Below are 22,017 nucleotides of genomic sequence, written 5' to 3' on the forward strand. Positions count from 1 at the left end.
TAGCGGAGCGTTCTAAACTGAACTCGACAACGGTTTCCATTGCCTATGTGTCCGCCTGTCGAGGAGTGCTCTGATGACTGTCCGCAACGTGTTGCTCGGCGCGGTGGCCGCCGCGACCGCCGTCGCCCTCACCGCTTGCGGTGCCCAGGACACCCCCGCCGCGAACGACGGCACGATCAAGGTCGTCGCCTCCACCAACGTGTGGGGCAGCGTGGTCAAGGCCGTCGGCGGCGACGCCGTGCAGGTCAGCGCCATCATCGACGACCCGTCCGGCGACCCGCACTCCTACGAGAGCAAGCCGTCCGACCTGGCCGCGGTCCGCGACGCCAAGCTCGTCATCTTCAACGGCGGCGGCTACGACGACTTCTTCGCCACCCTGCTCGGCCCCGAGACCGAGGGCGCGAAGAAGATCGAGGCGTTCCCGGTGTCCGGCAAGGCCTCCGGGCACGAGGAGCCGGAGCCCTCTGGCGAGCCGGAGGGCGAGGAGCACCACGACCACGCCGTCAACGAGCACGTCTGGTACGACTTCGAGACCGTCCGCAAGGTCGCCGACCAGGCCGCGGCCGACCTCGGCGCGATCGCGCCGGACAAGAAGTCGACCTTCGAGGCCAACGCGAAGGACTTCACCGCCAAGCTGACCGAGCTGGAGCAGCGCGTCGAGGGCAAGGGCGCGGGCAAGAAGGTGGTGGTGACCGAGCCGGTGGCGCACTACCTGCTCGACACCGCGGGCGTCGAGGACGTCACGCCGGAGTCCTTCAGCGAGGCCGTGGAGAACGAGACCGACATCCCCGCCGCCGCGCTCGCCGACGTCACCCGGCTGATCGAGCAGAAGCAGGTCGCCGCGCTGGTCAACAACGCGCAGACGGAGAACGCGGGCACCCGGCAGGTCGTCGACCAGGCCAAGACCGCGGGCGTGCCGATCGCCGAGGTGACCGAGACGCTGCCGGAAGGCGTCACGGGTTACCTTGATTGGATGACGAAGCAGGTCGACTCGCTGGTGGGAGCGCTCGCGGCATGACGGCTCAGGTGGCGGACAGGTCCACGCGCGCGGCGGTCGCGCTGCGCGGCGCGCGGCTGTCCTACGGCGACCGCGTGCTGTGGGACGGGTTGGACCTGGACGTCGCCCCCGGCGAGTTCGTGGCCGTGCTCGGGCCCAACGGCTCGGGCAAGACCAGCCTCATCCGGGTGCTGCTCGGCCTGCAACCGCTGTCCGCGGGCACGGTCCACGTCGCGGGCGGCAACCGGCGCATCGGTTACATCCCGCAGCAGCGGGCGATCGACTCGAGCCTCGCGCTGCGCGGCCGCGACCTGGTCGGGTTCGGCCTGGACGGGCACGGCTGGGGCATCGGCTGGCGCACCCGCCGCGAACGCCGGGCCAGGGTGGACGCGGCGCTGGAGTCCGTCGGCGCGACGAGGTACGCCGACGAGCCCGTCGGCCTGCTCTCCGGTGGCGAGCAGCAGCGGCTGCGGGTGGCGCAGGCCATGGTCGGCGACCCCGAGGTGCTGCTGTGCGACGAGCCGCTGCTCTCGCTCGACCTCGCGCACCAGCGCGTGGTCAGCGACCTGATCGACGCCCGGCGCCGGTCCGCGGGCACGGCCGTGCTGTTCGTGACCCACGAGATCAACCCGATCCTGCCGCTGGTCGACCGGGTGCTGTACCTGGTCGAGGGCCGGTTCCGGATCGGCGCGCCCGCCGAGGTGATGACCTCGCGGACGCTGACCGAGCTGTACCGCACGAACGTCGAGGTGGTCCGCGTGCGCGACCAGATCCACGTGGTCGGCGCGCAGCACGTGTGCGAGGACGAGCCGCACCACGTGGCGGGGTGAAGGGCTGATGGAGAACTTCTTCGACGTCGCGCAGACGCTGGACCTGCTGCGGTACGTCCAGCCGATGCTCGTCGCGGGCGCCGTGCTCGGGCTGGTGGCGGGGCTGCTCGGCCCGCTCGTGGTGACCCGCAAGATGGCGTTCGCCGTGCACGGCACGAGCGAGCTCGCGTTCACCGGCGGCGCGGCGGCCCTGCTGCTCGGCATCGGCGTCGGGTACGGCGCGCTGGCCGGGTCGGTCGTCGCCGCGCTGCTGCTGGGGCTGCTCAGCACGCGCGACTCGGACCGCGACTCGGTGATCGGCGCGATCCTGGCGTTCGGCCTCGGCCTGGGCGTGCTGTTCCTGGCCCTCTACAACGGGCGTGCGGCGAACAAGTTCGGCCTGCTGACCGGTCAGGTGGTCAGCGTCGGCTCGACCGACCTGTGGCTGCTCATCGGCGCGTCGGTGGCCGTGCTGGCGGTGCTGGCGGTCATCTACCGGCCGCTGCACTTCGCCAGCGTGGACGCCGCCGTGGCCGTGGCGCGCGGCGTGCCCGTGCGGGCCCTGTCGGTGGTGTTCGCGGTGCTGGTGGGCGTGGCGACGGCGTTGAGCGTGCAGCTGGTGGGCGCGCTGCTCGTGCTGTCGCTGATGATCACGCCCGCGGCGGCGGCGACCAGGGTCACCGCGAGCCCGCTGCGGGCCACCGTGCTGGCCGTGGTGTTCGCCGAGGTGTCCGTGCTGGGCGGGATGATCCTGTCGCTCGCGCCCGGCATGCCGGTGAGCGCGTTCGTCACCGCGGTCTCGTTCCTGATCTACCTGGTCTGCCGGCTGATGAGCGGCAAGCGGGAAAGGGTCCAGTAGCACGTTTGGAACGCGCCGCGAGTGGGTAAGCCCGGGTGGAGGGGGCACCGGAGGCCCGATCGCGGGGCGCGGGCCGCGCGGAGACGACGGGTGCCATGCGAAGCACGACGACCACGTCGGCCGACCACCGCGGTCGCGGTGGCGGGCACGGCTGTGCCCTCGGGCAGGCCCTGCGCCGTCACGCCCGCCACGCCCGCGTGCCGAACGGTCGGGCCCGAGAGGTGGGGGACTTACGCGGTCCGGGTGACCTCGGCGGCCCCCGCCTGGTCCCCGGCGTCCTCCGCCACGGGCTGGTCGCCCCGCGGCGCGGGCAGCAGCCGGATCTCGCCACCGGCGACCCGCACCTGGTTGCGCCCGTTCTCCTTGGCCGCGTAGAGCGCCGCGTCGGCGAAGTGCTGGGCGTCCTGGAGGCAGTCGCCGTTGTCCGGCAGCACGGCCACGCCGATGGACGCCGAGATGGCCCGCACGTCCGGCCCGTCCGCCGTCAACGGCAGGTTCCGGCCGCGCAGGGTGACGGTGTTGCGGTGCTTGTCGGTGGTCATCACGGACATCTCGCCGATCGCCTCGCGCACCCGTTCGGCGATGGCCGTGCCCTGGGCCAGGCCCGTGTCGGCGAGCACGACGACGAACTCCTCGCCGCCGTCGCGCCCGGCCACGTCACCCGGCCGCAGCTTCTCCCGCAGGATCCGGCCCACCTCGGCCAGCACCGCGTTGCCCGCCGGGTGGCCCCAGGTGTCGTTGATCCGCTTGAAGTGGTCCAGGTCGATGGCCAGCACGGTCACCGGCTGGTTGTCGTGGCGGCACCGGTCGGTGAGCCTGCTCCCGTACTCGGCGAGGCCGTTGGTGTTGAGCAGCCCGGTCCGGTAGTCGGTGTGCGCGTCCTCGGCCAGCCGCGCCTGCAGCTGCTCCTGCTCGCGCAGCAGCCGCTCGAGGTGCGCCCGCCGCTGCGCGGCGTGGTAGAGCAGCGAGTTCACCAGGATCACCGGGAAGACCAGCAGCAGCGGACCCACCCAGTGGGTGGTCATCAGCATGCCGAGCATCGCGCCCGCGCCGAGCGTGCTCAGCTCCAGCATGTTGTCCGCGCGCGAGCCCAGGAACTCCTGGATGCGGGTGTGCGGGGTGACGATCTTCAACGCGACGGCGATGTTCATGCCCTGCGCGCCCCAGTTGACCACCCCGGCCACGATGAGCACGAGCACGAGGCCCAGGTCGGTCGGGATGCTCCCGGTGGCGAGCAGCGACGTCCCGGACAGGTGCACCACGGCCCAGGCCAGCATGGTGCCGCCGAGGATGCTCGCGGAGCTGAACACGAACCGGTACGGCTGGCGTCGCGCGATCGGCTGGATCAGGATCCGCATCCAGACCGTGGCCAGCACGGCCAGCGCGCCGGGCAGCGCGATGGCGGCGGCGAACGTCCAGACCGACGTCAGGTCGATGTGCGGACCGGCCGACTCGTTGCGCCGCGACTCTTCGGCCCGCCGAACGATCATCAGGTGCACGGTGATGGCGAACATCACCGCGCAGAATCTGAGCCAGTCGGCGTTCGAGACCGAGTCGAGGCCGGTGAGCAGCCAAATGGCGGCAGCCGCTACCGCCGATTCGATGAAGAAGAAGTACGCCAGCGCGGCCGGTCGCAAGCTCCACAGATCCCAGTTGCGAATCGAGGGCCGGCCGACTGCCCCAGAAGGCTTCTGGTCAGTCAAACTGTTCTTCACCACGACCCCCTACCCTCTGCCCGGCGCCGCGTGGCGAACGCCGTTCGCAGCGGCACGTCCGTGCCCGAGATGCGCACTGAGGAGGTGTTCGCCATGCGCAACCGCGACATGTGAGCCGCTCCCTCCATCCCGGACCGAATGTTCACCGTACGTGCCCGCGGGCTAGCGGGCCGCAGCCGAGGGGTCCTTCATGTTTGACAATCGCGATATGTGATGAGTCCGTTTCAGATCGCCACCGCTTTCGGATCGTTCCGGGTGCGGGCCCGTCGCCAGGCTACGGTCGCCTGCGTGGCGAGCAACAGCCCGATGCCGCCTGCACCCGCGATCGTCGCGGTCACCGAGCCGATCGAGTGCGCCACGACACCGGCCAACGCCATCCCGCCGCCCTGCGACGAGCGCAGAGCGGCACGGCCGATGCCGTACGCGCGACCGCGGTAGGCGTCGGGCAGGATGCGCATCCACGCCGAGCGAGCGGGCGTGTGGTACGCGCCGGCCATACCGGCGATCACCAGTAGTGCGATGGTCCAGGTCAGGTTCGGGTGCAACGCGAACATGACCAGAGGGGCCAAGGACAGTATGGCGAGCGGGCCGATCAGCCGCTCGCGCTTCGCCGGATCGCGCACCAACCGGAACAGCACGGCCACGCCGAGGACGTTGGCGGCGGGCTCGATGGCCAGGATCAGGCCCACGGCCCACACCGCGTCCAGACTCGCCGCCAGGGGCACGGCGAGTCCCTCCGGGACCATGGCGAGGCCGGCGAGCAGGCGCATGCCCATCAGGCTGCGCAGCCGCGGTTCCGTGACCAGGAGCGTGAACGCTCCCTTCGGGCCTTCGGGATCCCGTTTCGCGCCGCGCGGGTCGGCGGCCGGCCGGTGCTTGACCGACAGCTGCACCAGGATCGCCACCCACACGAACGAGGCCGCGTCGATCGCGAGCGCGACGCCCGCGCCGGCGTTCGTGACGAGGAAGCCCGCGGCGGCCAGGCCGACCATCTGGGCGACGTCCACCGACGTGCCGAACAGCGCCACGCCGTCGTCGTAGCGCTTGTCCGGCAGCACGTGGGGCAGGCTCGCCTCCTGCGCCGCCAGGAACGGCGAAGAGATCATCAGCACGAGGACCAGCAGCACGATCATCAGCCACAGCGGCGCGCCGGGAATGGCCATCAGGCCTACCAGGGCGGCTTGCAGCCACGCGCACCACACCATCACCGTGCGGCGGGGGAACCGGTCCGCGACCCAGCCGAGCAGCGGTCCGGAGACCAGCGGCGGGAACAGCGTCAACGACCACGTGAGGGCGGTCCACGCGGCGGACTGGGTGCGCTCGAACACCAACAGGGAGAGCGCGACCGCCGCGAGTTGATCGCCCACGGTGGACACCGTCGAGCCGATCCACATGCCGCGGAACTCGCGGTTGCCCACGAGCGCGCGGATGGTCCCCCCGGAAGTCACAACTCCCCCAGGTTGGTCGGCCCCGATGAGTGAGTCACGTTACCCCCACCCGAAGTAACAATTCCCTCGGTTAGCACGGTAGAAGCTGCCGGATGTGCAATCTCTGTCCTACCACACTGTGTACCCGAACGGAGCAGGTCGGTTACATAAAGTAGTTACAACGGCGAAAAATCGCCCACTTATTCTTGACAGTTGACGGTAGGTGACACGGCGTGAGCAATCCTCGCCTACCCTACGTCGACCGCGACCTCCATTGGGCGCGGAGGGCTGGTCCGACCGGGCCAGCGCGTTCCTGCGGTCGCCGACGGCGTCGGGTCGGTTGGTGAGTCAATTGTTGAACATCGCCCGCTTGTCGATCTTCGCAACCGGTGGTGGGGCGATCTTCAGAACTGGTAGTAGAGGAACGGGCTGAACGTGCCGCTGGCGACGAGGATCGCCGCGTAGCCGACGCCGACCGTCATCAGCGAGACCCTGGCCGCGGTGGCGATCTTGTCCCGGGAAGACTCCAGGTAAGGCCCGCTCACCGGGTGATCGGGCATTGCGACAATCGCCAGCGCGAGCACCAGCAGCACAATGCGCTGATTGGTCGCCGCGGCCGCGACGGCGTCGGTCAACCCGCCGAAATCCGGCAACAACATGTGGCCGATGATTGTGAACGCCGTACCGAGATCGGCGGATCGGAAGAACACCCAGCCGATTACCACCAGCAGCATGGTCAGGACCCGTCGGGCAATTCGGGTGCGGGTGGCGGCCGGCGCCGAATCCCAGCCGAATCGGCGCTCCAGCACGAGCAGCGCGCCGTGGAACAAACCCCACACCAGGAACGTCCAGTTGGCGCCGTGCCAGAAACCGGTCAGCACGAAAACGATCGACAGGTTCCGGTAGGTCTGCACCACGCCGCCGCGGTTGCCGCCGAGCGGGATGTAGACGTAGTCGCGGAACCAGCGCGACAGCGACATGTGCCAGCGGCGCCAGAAGTCGGTGATCGTGACCGACGAGTACGGGCGGGCGAAGTTCTCCGGCAGCCGGAAGCCCAGCATCCGGCCGAGGCCGATGGCCATGTCGGAGTAGCCGGAGAAGTCGAAGTACAGCTGGAGCGTGTAGCCGATCGCGCCGAGCCAGGCGATGGACGTGGTCATCTCGTCGGCCGGGGTGGCGAAGCAGGCGTCGACCATCGGCGCGAGCGAGTCGGCGATGATCACCTTCTTGCACAGGCCGAGGGCGAACCGGGGGAAGCCGGCGGCGACGTCGTCCCAGCGGTGCAGGCGGGGCTGCGGCAGCTGGTCGGCGATCTCGCGGAACCGCACGATCGGACCGGCGACCAGTTGCGGGAACATCGCGATGTAGGTGACGAAGGCGACCGGCTCGCGCAGGGCCGGCCGTTCGCCGCGGTACACGTCGACCACGTACGAGATGTGGTGGAACGTGTAGAAGGAGATGCCGATCGGGAGCGCGAGCTCGACCACCGGCAGGTCGGCGCCCACGACGGCGGCGATGTCGTGCAGCTGCCCGGTGGCGAACCCGGCGTACTTCCAGATCAGCAGCACGCCGAGGTTGAGCGCGATCGAGCCGACCAGGACCAGGCGGCGATCGCCCGGCGCGCCCGGCTCCAGCCGCCGCCCGGCCAGGTAGTTGACCACCATGCAGGCGAGCAGCAGCAGCGTCGTGCCGCCCGCGCCGGAGACGTAGAACAGCAGGCTCGCCACGGCGACCACGCCGTTGCGCCAGTTCCTGGGCGTGACGAGGACGGTCGCGAGCACGACCGGGAGGAAGAACCACAGGAACAGCGGGCTGGCGAAGGACATCGCCGCAGACCCTATCCGCCGGTCACGCCCCGGCGGTCCGGATCACCCAACAAACGGTGCACCTCACACCGCGCCCGTGGGTCGAGGTTCAAGAAGAGCAAAAGAGAAGAGAGTCCTCGCCGGACGGGCAGATCAGCAGGATGACGTCCGGGTGGGTGGGTATGCGCCGGGCTCGTCGTGGGTCGGGTTTCGTGTCATCCCGCCGACCTCCACAAGGGCGGGATGACACGAAGCCCTTCTGTTGGGAAGGGCGTGGGTGCAGGTGAGGGGATGTGGGTGCTAGGCGCGGGTGTCGAGGCGGCGGCGGCGGGCGACTTCGGCCAGGACGACGCCGGCGGCGACGGAGGCGTTCAGCGATTCCACGCCGGCGGACATGGGGATGGAGACCGTTTGGTCGCACGTCTCCTTGACGAGGCGGGAGAGGCCGCGGCCCTCGGAGCCGACGACGACGACCAGTGGGCCGGTGGCCAGGTCGAGGCCGTCCACGTCGACGTCGCCGTCCGCGTCGAGGCCGATGATCATCAGCCCGGCGTCCGCCCACTCCTTGAGCTGGCGGGTCAGGTTCGTCGCCACGGCGATCGGCATCTTGGCCGCGGTGCCCGCGCTGGTCCGCCACGCGACGGCGGTGATGCCCGCCGAACGGCGTTGCGGCAGGACGACACCGTGGGCGCCGAAGGCCGCTGCCGAGCGCACGACCGCGCCCAGGTTGCGGGGGTCGGTCACGCCGTCCAGCGCCACCAGCAACGGCGGCACGCCGGACTCGTTCGCGATCTTGAGCAGCTCACGGGGCTCGGCGTACTCGTAGGGCGGCACCTGGAGGCCGAGGCCCTGGTGCATCGCGCCGCCGGTGATCCGGTCCAGCTCTCCGCGCTGCACCTCCAGCACGGAGATGCCGCGCGTGGCCGCCAGCTGCACGGCCTCGGCGACCCGGTCGTCCGCGTCGATGCCCAGCGCCACGTACAGCGCCGTCGCCGGGATGTCGGCGCGCAGGCACTCGACCACCGGGTTGCGACCGGCCACGGTCTCGGGGCCGTTCTCGGCGGCCTTGCGCCGCTGCGAGCGCACCTGCTCGGCCTTCGCCGCCGCGGTCGCCCGCTTGTAGGCGGGGTGGTTCGGTCGTTCGGTCGCCTTCGGCGTGGGGCCCTTGCCCTGCAGGCCCTTCGACTTCTGCCCGCCGGAACCGACGACCGCGCCCTTCTTGGAGCCGGGGTTGCGCATGGCGCCCCGGCGCTTGGAGTTACCAGCCACGAGCTCAGTCGTCCTTCAACGTCCACAACGGACCGTCGGGGGTGTCCTCGACGGCGATACCGGCCAGCAGCAGGTGATCGCGCAGCGCGTCCGCGCGCGCGAAGTCCCTGTCCTTGCGGGCCTGCGACCGCTCTTCGAGCAGCCGTTCCACCAGCACGCCCAACGCGCGCCCGCCCGTGCCGCCGGCCGCGGCGTCGTGCCACAGCGGCGACAACGGGTCCAACCCGAGCACGCCGGTCATCGCCCGCACCGACTCGGCGGCGGCACGCGCGCCCAGGTCGTCACCGGACTCCAGGGCCGTGTTGCCCTCGCGCACCCGCTTGTGGATGGCGGCCAACGCACCCGGCGTGCCCATGTCGTCGTCCATCGACGCCACGAACGCGGGCGACAGCTCGCCGTCCGCGCCCACGGCGCCCGTGCGCTCGACCACGCGCCGCAGGAACGACTCGACGCGGCGGTAGGCCGACACCGACTCGTCCAACGCCTCGGGCGAGTACTCGATCGTCGACCGGTAGTGCGGGCCGACCAGGTAGTAGCGGAGTTCGGGGGCGCGGACGCGCTCCAGCATCGCCGGGATCGACACCGTGTTGCCCAGCGACTTCGACATCTTCTCGCCGCTGAGCGTCACCCAGGCGTTGTGCATCCAGTACCGGGAGAAGCCGTCGCCGGCCGCGCGCGACTGCGCCTGCTCGTTCTCGTGGTGCGGGAAGATCAGGTCGATGCCGCCGCCGTGGATGTCGAACGTCCCGCCGAGGTACGCGGTCGCCATCGCCGAGCACTCCAGGTGCCAGCCCGGCCGGCCCGGGCCCCACGGCGTCGGCCACGACGGCTCGCCCGGCTTCGCCGCCTTCCACAGCGTGAAGTCGCGCGCGTCGCGCTTGCCCGTCGCGGCGGACTCGCCCTGGTGCACCTCGTCGAGCTTCTGCCCCGACAGCGCCCCGTACTCGGGGAACGACGTCACGGAGAAGTACACGTCGCCGTCGGAGGCGTACGCGTGGCCCTTCTCGATCAGCCGCTCCATCAGCTCGACCATCTGCGTGACGTGGCCCGTCGCGCGAGGGGAGTAGGACGCGGGCAGGCAGCCCAGCGCGTCGTAGGCGTCGTCGAAGGCCCGTTCGTGCTGGTAGGCCCACTCCCACCACTCGGCGCCGTGCTCGGTGGCCTTGGCGAGGATCTTGTCGTCGATGTCGGTGACGTTGCGCACCAGCCGCACGGTCGAGCCGTCACGGGCCAGCCAGCGCCGCAGCACGTCGAAGTTGAGGCCGCTGCGCACGTGCCCGATGTGCGGAACGCCCTGCACCGTGGCCCCGCACACGTAGATCGACGCCGTTCCGCTGACCTGCGGGACGAACTCCCGCATGGACCGGGTCGCGGTGTCGAAGAGGTGGAGGCTCACGTGAAGATGGTACGGGCGGTGACCAGTCGGGGTTGGATCGCCCGGTCAAAGGTGCTTGCGGAGGACCTGCAGCAGGGCGTCCGGACGGCTGCCGGTCGGGAGCGGGTCGACGATCTCGACCTGGCACCCGATCGCCGCCGCGCCGCCGTCGGCCTCGGGGCTGTCGCCGATCATGAGCGCCTCGGTGGGGTGCACGCCCAGGCGGTCGCAGGCGATGCGGAACAGCTTGGGGTCCGGCTTGACGAAGCCCTCCTGGTAGGAGAGCACGAACTCGTCCACCCGGTTCTCGACGCCGTGCCGGGCGAAGACCGCGGCGATGTCCCACGCGATGTTGCTGACGACCGCGGTCGGCAGCTCGGTGCCCAGCGCCTGCGCGGTGTCCGGGTACGGCTGCCAGAACGGCGGGCTGCACAGGTCGGCGTAGAACTGGGCCGGGTCCTTCGCACCCGCCTTCGCCAGCACGGCGAGGTGCATCTCGCGGTGCGAGTCGGGGTCGAGGTCACGCCGTTCCCACTGCGCGGGGTCGATGTCCAGCCCCTCCGCCAGGCCGACGGGCGCGGTGAGCGCCCGCATCAGCTCGGCGTGGGCGGCCAGCGAGTCGTGCTCCAAGCGGAACAGGGTGCCGGAGAAGTCGAAGAGCACGGCGCGGATCGTCACGGAAAACACGCTACGTGGTCGGGACATCGGAGGTCTCGGGAGCGCGACGAAGCGAGACCAGCCTCACTGCCGGCTCAGGCGGCGTTGCCGGTGACCTTCGTCGGGGTCAGGCGGAGCACCACGCGGACCTTGCCGGGCGCGTCGGCGGGGTAGTCCTGGCCCAGGTACTTGTGCGACAGGTCGTTGGCCAGGGTGCGGCCGGCGTCCTCGACGATCGTCACGGTGCCGCGCACCTCCGCGTAAACCTCCGGGTCGGCGTGGCTCCACACGCTCACGCTGGCCCGCGCGTCACGGCGGAGGTTGCGCTCCTTCACCCGGTCGCGCAACGTCGAGAACAGCAGGTCGTCGCCGTCCCGGGTGACCCACACCACCGATGTCTGCGGGCTGCCGTCCGGGTTGATCGTGGCGAGGACGGCGTAGTTCCGCTCGTCGACCAGGGCACGCGTCGCCGCGCTGAGGGTGATCGGCACGCGGGTCAGGCTAGTGGGACGAGCAGCGCGGTGGCCACGGCGGCGATGCCCTCGCCGCGCCCGGTCAGGCCGAGGCCGTCGGTGGTCGTGCCGCTGACCGACACCGGGCCGCCGACCGCTTCCGACAGCACCTTCTGCGCCTCGTCACGGCGCTTGCCGATCTTGGGCGCGTTGCCGATGACCTGCACGGCGGCGTTGCCGACGCGGAAGCCCGCCTCCTCGACCAGGCGACGTGCCTCGGCCAGGAACTCCACGCCGTGCCGCCCGGACCAGCGCGGGTCGCTCGTGCCGAACACCGCGCCGAGGTCGCCGAGGCCGGCGGCGGACAGCAGCGCGTCGCACAGCGCGTGCGCGGCCACGTCGCCGTCCGAGTGGCCGGCGCAGCCGTCCGCGTCGTCCCAGCGCAGGCCGGCCAGCCAGCACTCGCGGCCGCGTTCCACTTGGTGGACGTCCGTGCCGATGCCCACTCTGGGGATCACGGTGCTCCTCGGGTGCCGACCAGCAGCGCCTCGGCCACGGCCAGGTCGAACTTGGTGGTGATCTTCATGGCGTCGGGGTGGCCGGGCACGGTGACGACCGGCACGCCGAGCCGTTCGACCAGGCCCGCGTCGTCCGTGGCGTCCGAGCCTGCCTCGTGCGCGCGCAGCAGCACGGCCGCGTCGAAGCCCTGCGGGGTCTGCACGACGCGCAGCGCGGCGCGGTCCGGTGTGGCGAGCACCACGCCGTCGGCGTCGACCTGCTTGACCGTGTCCACGACCGGCAGCACGGGGATGACGGCCGGGTGACCTGCGGCGACGGCGTCCACCACGGCGCTGACGACGGCGGGCGGCGTGAAGGCGCGGGCCGCGTCGTGAACGAGCACGATAGAAGTGTCGGGGATCTCACGCAGGGCGTAAGTTAGGGCCAGGCGCACCGAGTCCGACCTTTCGGCGCCACCGGCCACGACGTGCACCGCCCCGTCGGCTGGGGCCAACGGGGCGGTGACGGTACTCACAACGTCCACATCGGACGGCGGTGCGGCGATCACGACGTGCCGCACGCGACCGGAGTCGAACAGGCCGCGCACCGCACGCACGAGCAGCGGAACGCCGTCGACCGGCACGAGCGCCTTGGGCATGCCATAGCCCAGCCGCTCACCCCGGCCCGCCGCGGGCACGAGCGCGACCACACCCATGTTCGCGGTTTCCGAGATGGTGGGTGGAACGATCAGGACGCGGTAGCCAGGACCTCGTCGAGGAGGACCTCAGCCTTGTCCTCGTCGGTGCCCTCGGCCAGCGCCAGTTCGCTAACCAGTATCTGTCGAGCCTTCGCCAGCATCCGCTTCTCACCAGCGGACAGTCCGCGATCCTTCTCGCGCCGCCAGAGGTCGCGCACCACTTCGGCCACCTTGTTCACGTCACCGGACGCGAGCTTCTCGAGGTTGGCCTTGTACCGCCGGGACCAGTTGGTCGGCTCCTCCGTGTGGGGAGCACGCAAGACCTCGAAGACCTTGTCAAGACCCTCCTGGCCGACGACGTCACGAACGCCCACGATCTCGGCGTTGTCGGCGGGGACGCGAACCGTGAGGTCGCCCTGGGCAACCTTGAGGACGAGGTACTTCTTCTCCTCGCCCTTGATCACACGGGTCTCGATTGCTTCGATGAGAGCGGCACCGTGGTGCGGGTAGACGACGGTCTCTCCGACCTTGAAAACCATGTGTCCTCTGCCCCTTTCGCTAACCCCATCCTAACACGCCGAGCAATCCCCTCATCGGCCTGTTGAGATCAGTTAGCGCTGGTCAGGGCCGCGTGGGGGGTTGACAAATCACCCGGTCGCATGCAACGCCCGTGGTCGATCTTGCTCCACTGTGGACGTGCGGGCGGGGGCCGCGGCCCGCTGTGGGGCACCACATGCCGCAGGTCCGGGGGCACCCGGTTAGGCTCCTGGACTGGTGGTCGGGCCCGCTACTACCGGGTACGACCCGCCTCGTCAGCACACCGGGAAGGGATCCGAGCAGCCGTGGGTCGCGCACTCCAGAAGTCACCAGCGCCGCGCCGCCTGGCCGTCGTGGCCGCCCTGGCGACCGGCCTCGGCTTGGTCGCCGCAGGTTGCAGCGCAGGTCAGGTCACGCAGACGGACACCCAGGTGGCCGTCGTCAACGGGGCCAACGGGCAGGTGGGAGACATCGCCGTCCGTGACGCGCAGTTCCTGTTCCCGGCGGCGCACGGGGCGTACGAGGAAGGCGACGACGCGCCGATCACCGTCGTGATCGTCAACAACGGCACCGGTGTGGACAAGCTGCTGGGCGTGACCAGCGAGTTCTCCGCGCCGGCCGAGATCACCGGCGACGCGCGGCTGGAGCCGGGGTCGGCCATCCTCGCCGAGGCCGACCAGGACGACGCGGGCGGCCACGCCACGACGACGACCAAGGCGGCGTCCTCGTCCGCGCCTTCGTCCGACTCGCACGAGCCGTCGGACTCGCACGAGCCTTCCGACTCGCACGCGTCGACCACCACGACCACCACGCCGTCCGGCACGGGTTCGGTGACGACGACCACGACGGGCACGCCGACGTCCGGCAGCGGCACGTCCGTGTCGAGCCCGCCGACGACGGGCACCAAGCTGCCGTCCTCCGCCGACCCGACGGAGCCGGGTGTGGTGAAGATCGTGCTGAAGGGGCTGAAGAAGCCGCTGCGGCCGGGCGAGACGATCCGGGTCACGTTCCTGTTCGAGCAGGCCGGTGAGGTGACCTTGGAGCTGCCGATCGGCGCCACCACCGAACCGCGGGTGGACGCTCCCTCGGAGCACTGAGCCGCGCTGACACGCCGCGAGCTGCGCAGGGGTCCCCGGTCAGGGGACCCCTGTTGTTGTTTCGAAGAACAAAAGAGTCCTCGCCGGACGGGCAGATCAGCAGGATGACCCCTCGTTCAGCGGTCAAGCGCCGGGTCCGTTGTCGGTCCGGGTTTCGTGTCATCCCACCGACCTCCCTCCGGGCTACCACACGTATCAAGGGGGCAGCCATCAGTGGACGGGCAGGCAGAGGACGCACAGCCCCCTTGACACGCGCGGTAGGGCAAAGCCAGGTCGGCGGGATGACACGAAGCCCTCCTTGAGGGAAGCCGCCAGTACGAAGCCCTCCTTGAGGGAAAGCTGCCAGTGACGGTGGGTGTCGGAGGGGGCGGATAGCCTCCCGGTCGTGGCGAAGACAGCACGGGTGGCCAAGGCGACGTACCGGTGCGCCGAGTGCGGGCACGAGGTGGCCAAGTGGGTCGGGCGGTGCCCGGAGTGCCAGGCCTGGGGCACGGTGGAGGAGCGGGGGGTTTCCGCGGCTCCCCGGTTCCTCGCGGGCACGCCGAGCAGTGAGGCGCGGCCCATCGCGCAGGTCGACATCGAGTCCGCGCGGGCCGTCTCGACCGGTGTCCTGGAGTTGGACCGGGTGCTCGGCGGCGGGCTCGTGCCGGGCGCGGTGGTGCTGTTGGCCGGTGAGCCCGGGGTCGGGAAGTCGACCCTGCTGCTGGAGGTCGCGCACCAGTGGGCGCTGTCGGTCGGCCGCTGCCTCTACGTCACCGGCGAGGAGTCGGCCGGGCAGGTGCGGTTGCGGGCGGACCGGACCGGCAACCTGCACGACGAGATCTACCTGGCCGCCGAGAGCGACATCTCCGCCGTCCTCGGCCAGGTGGACGTCGTCAAGCCGAGCATGCTCATCGTGGACTCCGTGCAGACCATGTCCTCACCGGCGGTGGACGGGGCGCCCGGCGGGGTCAGCCAGGTCCGCGCCGTCACGGCCGGCCTGATCGCGGTCGCCAAGGAACGCGGGCTGCCCGTCGTGCTGGTCGGCCACGTGACCAAGGACGGCTCGGTCGCCGGGCCGCGCGTGCTGGAGCACCTGGTGGACGTGGTGCTGCAGTTCGAGGGTGACCGGCACTCGACGTTGCGGCTGCTCAGGGGCGTGAAGAACCGGTTCGGGCCGGCCGACGAGGTCGGCTGCTTCGAGCTGCGCGACGACGGCATCGCGGGCGTGCCCGACCCGTCCGGCCTGTTCCTGCACCGCCGCGACCAGGCCGTCTCCGGCACCGCCGTCACGGTTGTCGTGGAGGGCAAGCGACCGATGCTGGGCGAGGTGCAGGCGCTGGTCACGCCGACCGCCCTGCCCGCCCCGCGGCGCGCGGTCAGCGGTCTCGACTCGGCCCGCCTCGCCATGGTCCTCGCGGTGCTGGAGAAGCGCGGCCGGGTCGGGCTGGGCAACAAGGACGTCTTCACGGCCACCGTCGGCGGCATGCGGCTCGTCGAGCCCGCCGTGGACCTCGCGGTCGCCCTGGCGGTCGCCTCGGCGGCCACCGACCTGCCCCTGCCGCACGACCTCGTCGTGGTCGGCGAGGTCGGCCTGTCGGGCGAGCTGCGCCGCGTCAACGGCGTCGGCCGCCGCCTCACCGAGGCCGCCCGGCTCGGCTTCACCAAGGCCCTCGTGCCACCGGACGCGGGCCCCCTGCCGCAGGGCACGCGCGCGCTCGTCGCCAACGACCTGCACGAGGCGCTGAACCTGCTCAAGCTCCTGAAATAGCGGAACGGCGCCCCCGACGTGCAGGGGGCGCCGTTCTCGCGCGAGCTGTTACTTCGTGGCCGCCAGCAGCTGGGCGCAGCGGATCAGGCCCAGGTGGCTGTACGCCTGCGGGTGGTTGCCCAGGGAGCGCTCCGCGATCGGGTCGTACTCCTCGGGCAGCAGGCCGGTGGGGCCGGCCGCGTCGACCATCTGCGCGAACAGCTCCTCGGCCTCCGTGCGCCGCCCGGTGAGCAGGTAGGACTCGATCATCCACGCCGCGCACAGGTGGAAGCCGCCCTCGTCGCCGGGCAGGCCGTCGTCACGCCGGTACCGGTACACCGTGGAACCGGACCGGAGCTCGGCCTCGATCGCGGTCACGGTGGCCTGGAACCGGTCGTCGGTCGGGTCGATCAACCCCGACAGCCCGACGTGCAGCGACGCCGCGTCCAGGTCGTCGCCGTCGTAGGCGGTGGTGAACGACTGCGCTTCCTCGCTCCACCCGTGCTTGAGCACGTCGTTGGAGATGGTGTCGCGCAGCACCGGCCACGACGGGTCGATCTCGCGCCCGTACGCCTCGGCCAGCTTCACCGCCCGGTCCAGCGTCACCCAGCACATGACCTTGGAGTACACGTGGTGGCGCGGCGCGTGCCGCTCCTCCCAGATGCCGTGGTCGGGCTCGTGCCAGCGGCGGGCGACCGCCTCGGCCATCGCCTGCACCATCAGCCAGTCCTTGTCGGTCAACGAGCCGCGCGCGGCGGCCAGCTGCACGACCAGGTCCACCACGGGGCCGAACACGTCCAGCTGCACCTGCTGGTTGGCGAGGTTGCCGACGCGCACCGGCCGCGACCCGGCGTACCCGGGCAGCGTGTCGATGACGGCCTCCGCGCCGAGCATGGTGCCCTGCAGCGTGTACAGCGGGTGCAGCCGCTCCGGGCCGGGCAGGGTCGACAGCACCCCGTGCACCCAGCCCAGGAACGCCTCCGCCTCGCCGAGCGACCCGACCGACACCAGGGCCTGCGCGGTCAGCGCCGCGTCGCGCAGCCAGCAGTACCGGTAGTCCCAGTTGCGGATGCCGCCCAGCTCCTCGGGCAGCGAGGTGGTGGCGGCGGCCATGATCGCGCCGGTGTCGTGGTGCACCAGGCCCTTCAACGTCAACGCCGACCGCAGCACCAGCTCCGACTCGACCTGGGGCAGCTTGAGCGTCGCGGCCCAGTCCGACCAGAACGCGCCGGCCCGTGCCCGCCGCTCCGGCTCGCCGAGCGTGGCCTCGGACAGGTCGTCCGTGCCGCAGCGCAGCTCGAGCAGGATCGGCGCACCCTCTCGGGGGCGCACGACGGCCGTCGCGGTCTCCTGGATGCCGTCGGAGGTGATCTGCCAGTCCACGCCGGGCGAGCGCAGCACCATCGGGTCCGAGGTGCCGACGACCCGCAGGCCGTCGCGCTCGCGCAGCAGCCGCACCGGCACCTGGCCGAACTCCGGCCGCGGCGCGAACGTGATCACCGCGTTGGTCGAGCCGGAGACGCGCCGCACCAGGTCGGTGCGGTGCGAGGCCAGGTCGTGGTCGAGGTAGTCGGTGACGAGCAGCCGCGACCAGCGGGTCTCCACGATCATCGTGCCCGGCACGTACCGCTGGCCCAGGGGCAGCGAGCCGTGCTCCGGTTTGATCGAGAAGTGGCCCGCGGCGGGCCCGCCGAGCAGGTCGGCGAACACCGCCGCCGAGTCCGGCTCCGGGTGGCACAGCCAGTTCAGCCGCGCGTCCGGGGTCAGCAGCGCGACCGACCGCTCGTTGGCGAGCATGGTCAGCCGCTCGATCGGCACGGCCTGGTCGCCGTGCAGCCACGCCCGCCGTTCCTCCAGCAGGAACGCCAGCACCGTGGCCACGTCGACGCTGTCGCCGACGTAGTACTCGGCCAGCGACTCGCCGTCGCCGACCTTGATGCCGACGTCGGGCCCGCTCAGCCGGGCAAACGCTTTCTCGTCGGTCACGTCGTCACCGACGAACACGGCCGCTGTCGCCGACGCGCGGTGCCGCAGGACGTCCAGGGCGTGGCCCTTGTCCGTCTGCACCACGGCCAGTTCGATCACGGCCTTGCCCTCGGTGACCTGCACACCGTCCCAAGTGGCCGGTCCGGTGCGCACGGCGTGGAGAACCCGCTCCCCCACGGCGGGGTCGGCACGGCGGACGTGCACCGCGATGCTCGCGGGCTTCACTTCGAGGCCGACGCCTTCGTGGCCGGCGACGACCCCTTCCAACTCTGTTTCCAGGCGACGGTGCAGTTGTTTCGCGTCAGCGTCCAGCGCGTGCACGAAACCGACGTCGAACTCGGAACCGTGCGAACCCACCAGGTGCACCTCGGACGGCAGGCGCGACAGCGTCGCCAGGTCGCGCAGCGCGCGCCCGGAGATCACCGCGGCCGTCGTCTCGTGCAGACCGGCCAGGGAGCGCAACGCGCCCACCGACTCGGGCAGCGGGCGGGCGTCCTCTGGGTTGGCCACGATCGGAGCCAATGTCCCGTCGTAGTCGCAGGCGACCAGCAGGCGCGGTGTGCGTGCCAACTGCACGATCGCACGACGAAGTTCGGCGGGGAGGGCCTCGGCGGTCAACGCCCCTCCTCAATGCTCGGTGGGACAAGGTCGGTGATATTCGGTCTGAACTGATTCAGATTCAGATCGTGGACTGCGTGCCCAAGGCATCAAGGAACGATCGAGCCCAGCGGTCGACGTCATGCGTGAGGACTTGGCGGCGCAGCGCGCGCATCCTACGGCGGCCTTCGGCCGGATCCAGCGTGAGGGCGGCTTCCAACGCGTTCTTCACACCGTCCAGGTCGTGGGGGTTGACGAGGAACGCGCTCGTGAGTTCGGCCGCCGCGCCCGCGAATTCGGAGAGCACCAGCGCGCCGCCGAGGTCGTAGCGCGTGGCGACGTACTCCTTGCAGACGAGGTTCATCCCGTCGCGCACCGGGGTCACGACCATGACGTCCGCGGCGGTCATGAACGCCGTCAGCTCGCGCCGGTTGACCGATTGGTGCAGGTAGTGGACCACGGGGTGGCCCACGGTCGAGAACTCGCCGTTGATCCGGCCGACGGCCTGCTCGATCTCGCCCCGCATCTGCTTGTAGTGCTCGACGCGCTCGCGGCTGGGCGTGGCGAGCTGCACCATGGTCACCTCGCCGGGGTCGACGCGGCCGTCGGCGAGGAGTTCGTGCAACGCGCGCAGCCGCACGTCGATGCCCTTGGTGTAGTCGAGGCGGTCCACACCGAGCAGGATCTTCTTCGGATTCCCGAGGTCTTCGCGAATTTGTTTCGCATGTTTTTGGACTTCTTTGTCGCGCGCGAGCGCGTCGAGTCCCGCCGAGTCGATGGAGATCGGAAATGCCCCGACCCGCACGGTGCGGTCCCCGACCTGCACGACACCGGGCCTGGTGCGCACGCCGACCGCGCCGCGGCTCGGCTCCAGGCCGACCAGGCGGCGGGCCAGCCAGAGGAAGTTCTGCGCGCCGCCGGGCCGGTGGAAGCCGACCAGGTCCGCGCCCAGCAGGCCGCGGATGATCTCCGTGCGCCACGGCAGCTGCATGAACAGCTCCACCGGCGGGAACGGGATGTGCAGGAAGAAGCCGATCCGCAGGTCCGGGCGCAGCTCGCGCAGCATGGCGGGCACCAGCTGCAGCTGGTAGTCCTGCACCCAGACCGTCGCGCCCTGGGCGGCGACCTTCGCGGTCACGTCGGCGAACCGCTGGTTGACCCGCACGTAGGCGTTCCACCAGCGCCGGTGGAAGGCGGGCGGCGCGACCACGTCGTGGTAGAGCGGCCACAGCGTGCCGTTGGAGAAGCCCTCGTAGTAGTCGGCGACCTCGGTCGCGCTCAACGCCACGGGGTGCAGTTGGAGGCCGTCCTCCTCGAACGCGTCCACCTCGGCGTCGGCGATGCCGGGCCAGCCGACCCAGGCCCCGCTGTGCGTGCGCAGGAACGGCTCCAGGGCGGTGACCAGGCCACCGGGGCTGTGCTTCCAGCGTTGCGTGCCATCGGGCAGGCGCTCCAGGTCAACCGGCAGGCGGTTGGCCACGACCAGGAAATCCGCGCCGTTCTCGCCAATGCTGCTCACCGGGTAGCGCCTCCTAAGGGATTCGTCTCGCCCACCGTCGAGGTTAGTGGGAACGCGCAGGTTGGATGCCCTGTCGTCACCCCCGTCACACTGTGTTGACTTGACGAAAGCCCGTCAGGTGGGCGATCTCACGTGGAAACGCCGTGTTCAGCCGCTCAGCGACGGGAACGGGCGGCCAACCGGCCGAGGCCGGTGCGCACGGGTCGCCCCAGATGTTCACCCAGGACGACGCCGCTCGCGAGCGCGAGGGCGGTGCCGGCGGCCAGCACGAGCGTCGACAGGCCGGCCGCGTCACCCTCGGCGGTGAGCTGGTAGAGGCCCCGGTAGGTGGTCCAGCCGGGCAGCAGCGGCACCACGCCCGCCACCGCGACGAGCAGCGGCGGCGTGCCCAGCCGGCGGTAGATGATCTTGCCGATGAAGCCGACCGCGGTGGCCGCGACGACCGCGGACGTGATGGCGTTCGTGCCGGTGAGGACGAGCAGCCCGTAACCGGCCGTGCCCACCGCGCCGGCGACGGCGGCCATCGGCAGCGCCCGGACCGGCGCGTAGCTGGCCAGGGCGAAGAACGCGGAGGTGGCCGCGCCGGCCGCGAACTGCGTCGGCACCTCGGAGATCAGCGGCGGCAGCGGGTCGGCGATGCTCGTCTGGACGCCGAGCTGCACGCCGGCGCGCAGGGTCAGCGTGATGCCCGCGACGAGGCCCGCGGTGAGCAGCGTGATCTCCACCGTGCGGCCGGCGGCGGTGACGTGGTAGCCGGTGATGGCGTCCTGCACCGTGCCGACCAGCGACAACCCGGACAGCAGCACCACGATCCCGGTGGCGATCAACAATGACGGCCGCGCCGTGGGCAGCAGGTCCGTCGCGTACATCGCCACCGCCACCGAGGTGGCCAGGGCGCCGCCGACCACCTGCTGGAAGAAGAACGGCAGCCCGCGCCGGTTGAGGACCCGGCCGACCCGGTCGATCAGCGCGGTGACGACGGCCGCCGTCGCCGCCAGCAACGGCCCGCCCCCGACCAGGAACGCCACCGCCGCCGCCATGCCCGCCCACGCCACCGTGGCCACCCAACGGGGGTACGGGTGATCGGCCCGGCTGATCCGCTCGATCTCGGCGGACGCGTCCGGCGCCGTGATGCCGTCGGAGGTGATCCGCCGGATCAGGTCCTCGACGGCGGCGAGCCGGGTGTAGTCGACGCTGCGGCCGCGCACCACGCGCATGGTCGTCACGGGCGCGGCTTCCGTGCCCCGGTGGCACGAGACGGTGATCGAGGTGTAGATCACGTCGACCTCGGTGTTCGGCAGGCCGTACGCGGTGGTGACCGCCAGGATGGTGGCCGTCACGTCGGCCACGCCCGCCCCGCCGGCCATCTGCGCCTCGCCGACGCGCAGCGCCAGGTCGAGTACCAGGTGGACGGTCGAATCGTCCGGAGGGGACGGACCCTCGACCGGTCGTGCCTGCTCCGCGTGCTGGAACCGCCGGCGCCACAGCCGCACCCGGCGTCACCTCCTCGCTCGTCCGATCGCCACGCCCGACCGTGTCACATTCGAGGCTGTGTCATGCGCCACCCCTGGAAGGGGTACCTGGACCAGGTGAGTCGATCACTGTGCGTTCAATACTGTTGATACCGCTGGCCAGCGGTTTTGCGGGTCGCCAGGGCCACCCGGACGGTACCCGCGACCTCCGGACGGACCAACGCGGGGCCACCGTGAGCAGACCGTTCGCCGCAGGTGGCACCCCCTGCGGGCGCTTACGATGTTCCAGGCCTCCGGGCCGCGCCGGTGTAGCTCAACTGGCAGAGCACTCGCCTTGTAAGCGAAAGGTTGCGGGTTCAAGTCCCGCCACCGGCTCAGCACCGACTGCCCCCCTGACCGGGAAAGCCCTGGTCAGGGGGGCAGTTTCATGATCATAGCGGGTCCGGGTCGTGCTCCGGCCCGCGGCTGGACCGCACCGCTGGAACGCGGTCGCGGCGCGCGCCCCCCCCGCCCCGGCCCC

Annotated in this window: 18 protein-coding genes and 1 tRNA gene; 6 read left to right on the forward strand and 13 right to left on the reverse strand. The window is 71.1% G+C overall.

Annotation, left to right across the window (positions count from 1 at the left end):
• Positions 1 to 73 precede the first annotated feature (73 nt).
• The 3 genes from ABTZ99_RS27545 to ABTZ99_RS27555 are packed head-to-tail and all read left to right on the forward strand — an operon-like array spanning position 74 to position 2,665.
• The gene (locus ABTZ99_RS27545) at positions 74 to 1,018 is read left to right on the forward strand and encodes a metal ABC transporter solute-binding protein, Zn/Mn family (protein ID WP_499615166.1); all 945 of its coding nucleotides are present in this window, start codon (positions 74 to 76) and stop codon (positions 1,016 to 1,018) included.
• On the forward strand, positions 1,015 to 1,827 hold the full coding sequence (locus ABTZ99_RS27550; protein ID WP_499615169.1) for a metal ABC transporter ATP-binding protein: 813 nt from the start codon (positions 1,015 to 1,017) through the stop codon (positions 1,825 to 1,827). Before ABTZ99_RS27545 ends, ABTZ99_RS27550 begins: the two co-directional genes overlap by 4 nt.
• 7 nt (positions 1,828 to 1,834) lie before the next feature.
• On the forward strand, positions 1,835 to 2,665 hold the full coding sequence (locus ABTZ99_RS27555) for a metal ABC transporter permease (protein ID WP_498777853.1): 831 nt from the start codon (positions 1,835 to 1,837) through the stop codon (positions 2,663 to 2,665).
• Positions 2,666 to 2,895: 230 nt separating this feature from the next.
• On the opposite strand, the gene ABTZ99_RS27560 is transcribed toward ABTZ99_RS27555, so the two are convergent.
• The 10 genes from ABTZ99_RS27560 to ABTZ99_RS27605 form a co-directional block, all read right to left on the reverse strand.
• On the reverse strand, positions 2,896 to 4,302 hold the full coding sequence (locus ABTZ99_RS27560; RefSeq protein ID WP_498777851.1) for a GGDEF domain-containing protein: 1,407 nt from the start codon (positions 4,300 to 4,302) through the stop codon (positions 2,896 to 2,898).
• Between the two features lie 302 nt (positions 4,303 to 4,604).
• Positions 4,605 to 5,828 carry an MFS transporter gene (locus ABTZ99_RS27565; RefSeq protein ID WP_498777849.1) on the reverse strand — a complete coding sequence of 408 codons (1,224 nt, stop codon included), beginning with the start codon at positions 5,826 to 5,828 and terminating at the stop codon, positions 4,605 to 4,607.
• Between the two features lie 383 nt (positions 5,829 to 6,211).
• Positions 6,212 to 7,633: an MBOAT family O-acyltransferase gene (locus ABTZ99_RS27570; protein ID WP_499615172.1), complete on the reverse strand. Its 1,422-nt coding sequence runs from the start codon at positions 7,631 to 7,633 to the stop codon at positions 6,212 to 6,214.
• Positions 7,634 to 7,912: 279 nt separating this feature from the next.
• Positions 7,913 to 8,881, reverse strand: a complete 969-nt coding sequence (gene rlmB / locus ABTZ99_RS27575; RefSeq protein WP_499615174.1) for a 23S rRNA (guanosine(2251)-2'-O)-methyltransferase RlmB — start codon at positions 8,879 to 8,881, stop codon at positions 7,913 to 7,915.
• 4 nt (positions 8,882 to 8,885) lie between these two features.
• A complete protein-coding gene (gene cysS / locus ABTZ99_RS27580) occupies positions 8,886 to 10,277 on the reverse strand; it encodes a cysteine--tRNA ligase (protein ID WP_498777843.1) in 1,392 nt (463 codons plus the stop codon).
• Positions 10,278 to 10,322: 45 nt separating this feature from the next.
• Complete coding sequence (locus ABTZ99_RS27585; protein ID WP_498777840.1) at positions 10,323 to 10,934, reverse strand: HAD family hydrolase; 612 nt, start codon at positions 10,932 to 10,934, stop codon at positions 10,323 to 10,325.
• Positions 10,935 to 11,008: 74 nt separating this feature from the next.
• Complete coding sequence (locus ABTZ99_RS27590; RefSeq protein WP_498777838.1) at positions 11,009 to 11,404, reverse strand: PPOX class F420-dependent oxidoreductase; 396 nt, start codon at positions 11,402 to 11,404, stop codon at positions 11,009 to 11,011.
• Positions 11,405 to 11,409: 5 nt separating this feature from the next.
• The gene (ispF, locus tag ABTZ99_RS27595; RefSeq protein WP_498777836.1) at positions 11,410 to 11,883 is read right to left on the reverse strand and encodes a 2-C-methyl-D-erythritol 2,4-cyclodiphosphate synthase; all 474 of its coding nucleotides are present in this window, start codon (positions 11,881 to 11,883) and stop codon (positions 11,410 to 11,412) included.
• Positions 11,880 to 12,578 (reverse strand): 2-C-methyl-D-erythritol 4-phosphate cytidylyltransferase, encoded by a 699-nt coding sequence (gene ispD / locus ABTZ99_RS27600; RefSeq protein WP_498777834.1) that lies wholly within the window; start codon positions 12,576 to 12,578, stop codon positions 11,880 to 11,882. The genes ispF and ispD overlap by 4 nt, the downstream gene beginning before the upstream one ends.
• Before the next feature lie 32 nt (positions 12,579 to 12,610).
• Positions 12,611 to 13,099, reverse strand: a complete 489-nt coding sequence (locus ABTZ99_RS27605; RefSeq protein WP_012782996.1) for a CarD family transcriptional regulator — start codon at positions 13,097 to 13,099, stop codon at positions 12,611 to 12,613.
• A 303-nt stretch (positions 13,100 to 13,402) separates the two neighbouring features.
• Here ABTZ99_RS27605 and ABTZ99_RS27610 point away from each other — a divergent pair, with 303 nt between their 5' ends.
• Both ABTZ99_RS27610 and radA read left to right on the forward strand, forming a co-directional pair.
• Positions 13,403 to 14,194, forward strand: a complete 792-nt coding sequence (locus tag ABTZ99_RS27610; protein ID WP_499615179.1) for a copper chaperone PCu(A)C domain-containing protein — start codon at positions 13,403 to 13,405, stop codon at positions 14,192 to 14,194.
• A 385-nt stretch (positions 14,195 to 14,579) separates the two neighbouring features.
• On the forward strand, positions 14,580 to 15,944 hold the full coding sequence (gene radA, locus ABTZ99_RS27615; RefSeq protein ID WP_499615182.1) for a DNA repair protein RadA: 1,365 nt from the start codon (positions 14,580 to 14,582) through the stop codon (positions 15,942 to 15,944).
• 48 nt (positions 15,945 to 15,992) lie between these two features.
• On the opposite strand, the gene otsB is transcribed toward radA, so the two are convergent.
• From otsB to ABTZ99_RS27630, 3 genes are all read right to left on the reverse strand, one after another.
• On the reverse strand, positions 15,993 to 18,527 hold the full coding sequence (gene otsB, locus ABTZ99_RS27620; protein ID WP_498777828.1) for a trehalose-phosphatase: 2,535 nt from the start codon (positions 18,525 to 18,527) through the stop codon (positions 15,993 to 15,995).
• Between the two features lie 61 nt (positions 18,528 to 18,588).
• Positions 18,589 to 20,025, reverse strand: coding sequence for an alpha,alpha-trehalose-phosphate synthase (UDP-forming) (locus ABTZ99_RS27625; RefSeq protein ID WP_230573188.1), 1,437 nt, complete (start codon positions 20,023 to 20,025; stop codon positions 18,589 to 18,591).
• 155 nt (positions 20,026 to 20,180) lie between these two features.
• Positions 20,181 to 21,518, reverse strand: a complete 1,338-nt coding sequence (locus tag ABTZ99_RS27630; protein WP_498777825.1) for a threonine/serine exporter family protein — start codon at positions 21,516 to 21,518, stop codon at positions 20,181 to 20,183.
• A gap of 281 nt (positions 21,519 to 21,799) precedes the next feature.
• Here ABTZ99_RS27630 and ABTZ99_RS27635 point away from each other — a divergent pair.
• Positions 21,800 to 21,872: transfer RNA gene (locus tag ABTZ99_RS27635), tRNA-Thr, on the forward strand.
• Positions 21,873 to 22,017 lie beyond the last annotated feature (145 nt).

It is taken from the genome of Actinosynnema sp. NPDC002837 (assembly GCF_040295345.1).
Taxonomy (GTDB): Bacteria; Actinomycetota; Actinomycetes; order Mycobacteriales; family Pseudonocardiaceae; genus Actinosynnema.

Excerpts from the sequence above, each read along its gene's own strand:
- ABTZ99_RS27570 (WP_499615172.1), bottom strand. The coding sequence starts at position 7,633 with ATGTCCTTCGCCAGCCCGCTGTTCCTGTGGTTCTTCCTCCCGGTCGTG.
- ispD (WP_498777834.1), bottom strand. The coding sequence starts at position 12,578 with ATGGGTGTGGTCGCGCTCGTGCCCGCGGCGGGCCGGGGTGAGCGGCTG.
- ABTZ99_RS27545 (WP_499615166.1), top strand. The coding sequence starts at position 74 with ATGACTGTCCGCAACGTGTTGCTCGGCGCGGTGGCCGCCGCGACCGCC.
- ABTZ99_RS27555 (WP_498777853.1), top strand. The coding sequence starts at position 1,835 with ATGGAGAACTTCTTCGACGTCGCGCAGACGCTGGACCTGCTGCGGTAC.
- ABTZ99_RS27605 (WP_012782996.1), bottom strand. The coding sequence starts at position 13,099 with ATGGTTTTCAAGGTCGGAGAGACCGTCGTCTACCCGCACCACGGTGCC.
- ABTZ99_RS27550 (WP_499615169.1), top strand. The coding sequence starts at position 1,015 with ATGACGGCTCAGGTGGCGGACAGGTCCACGCGCGCGGCGGTCGCGCTG.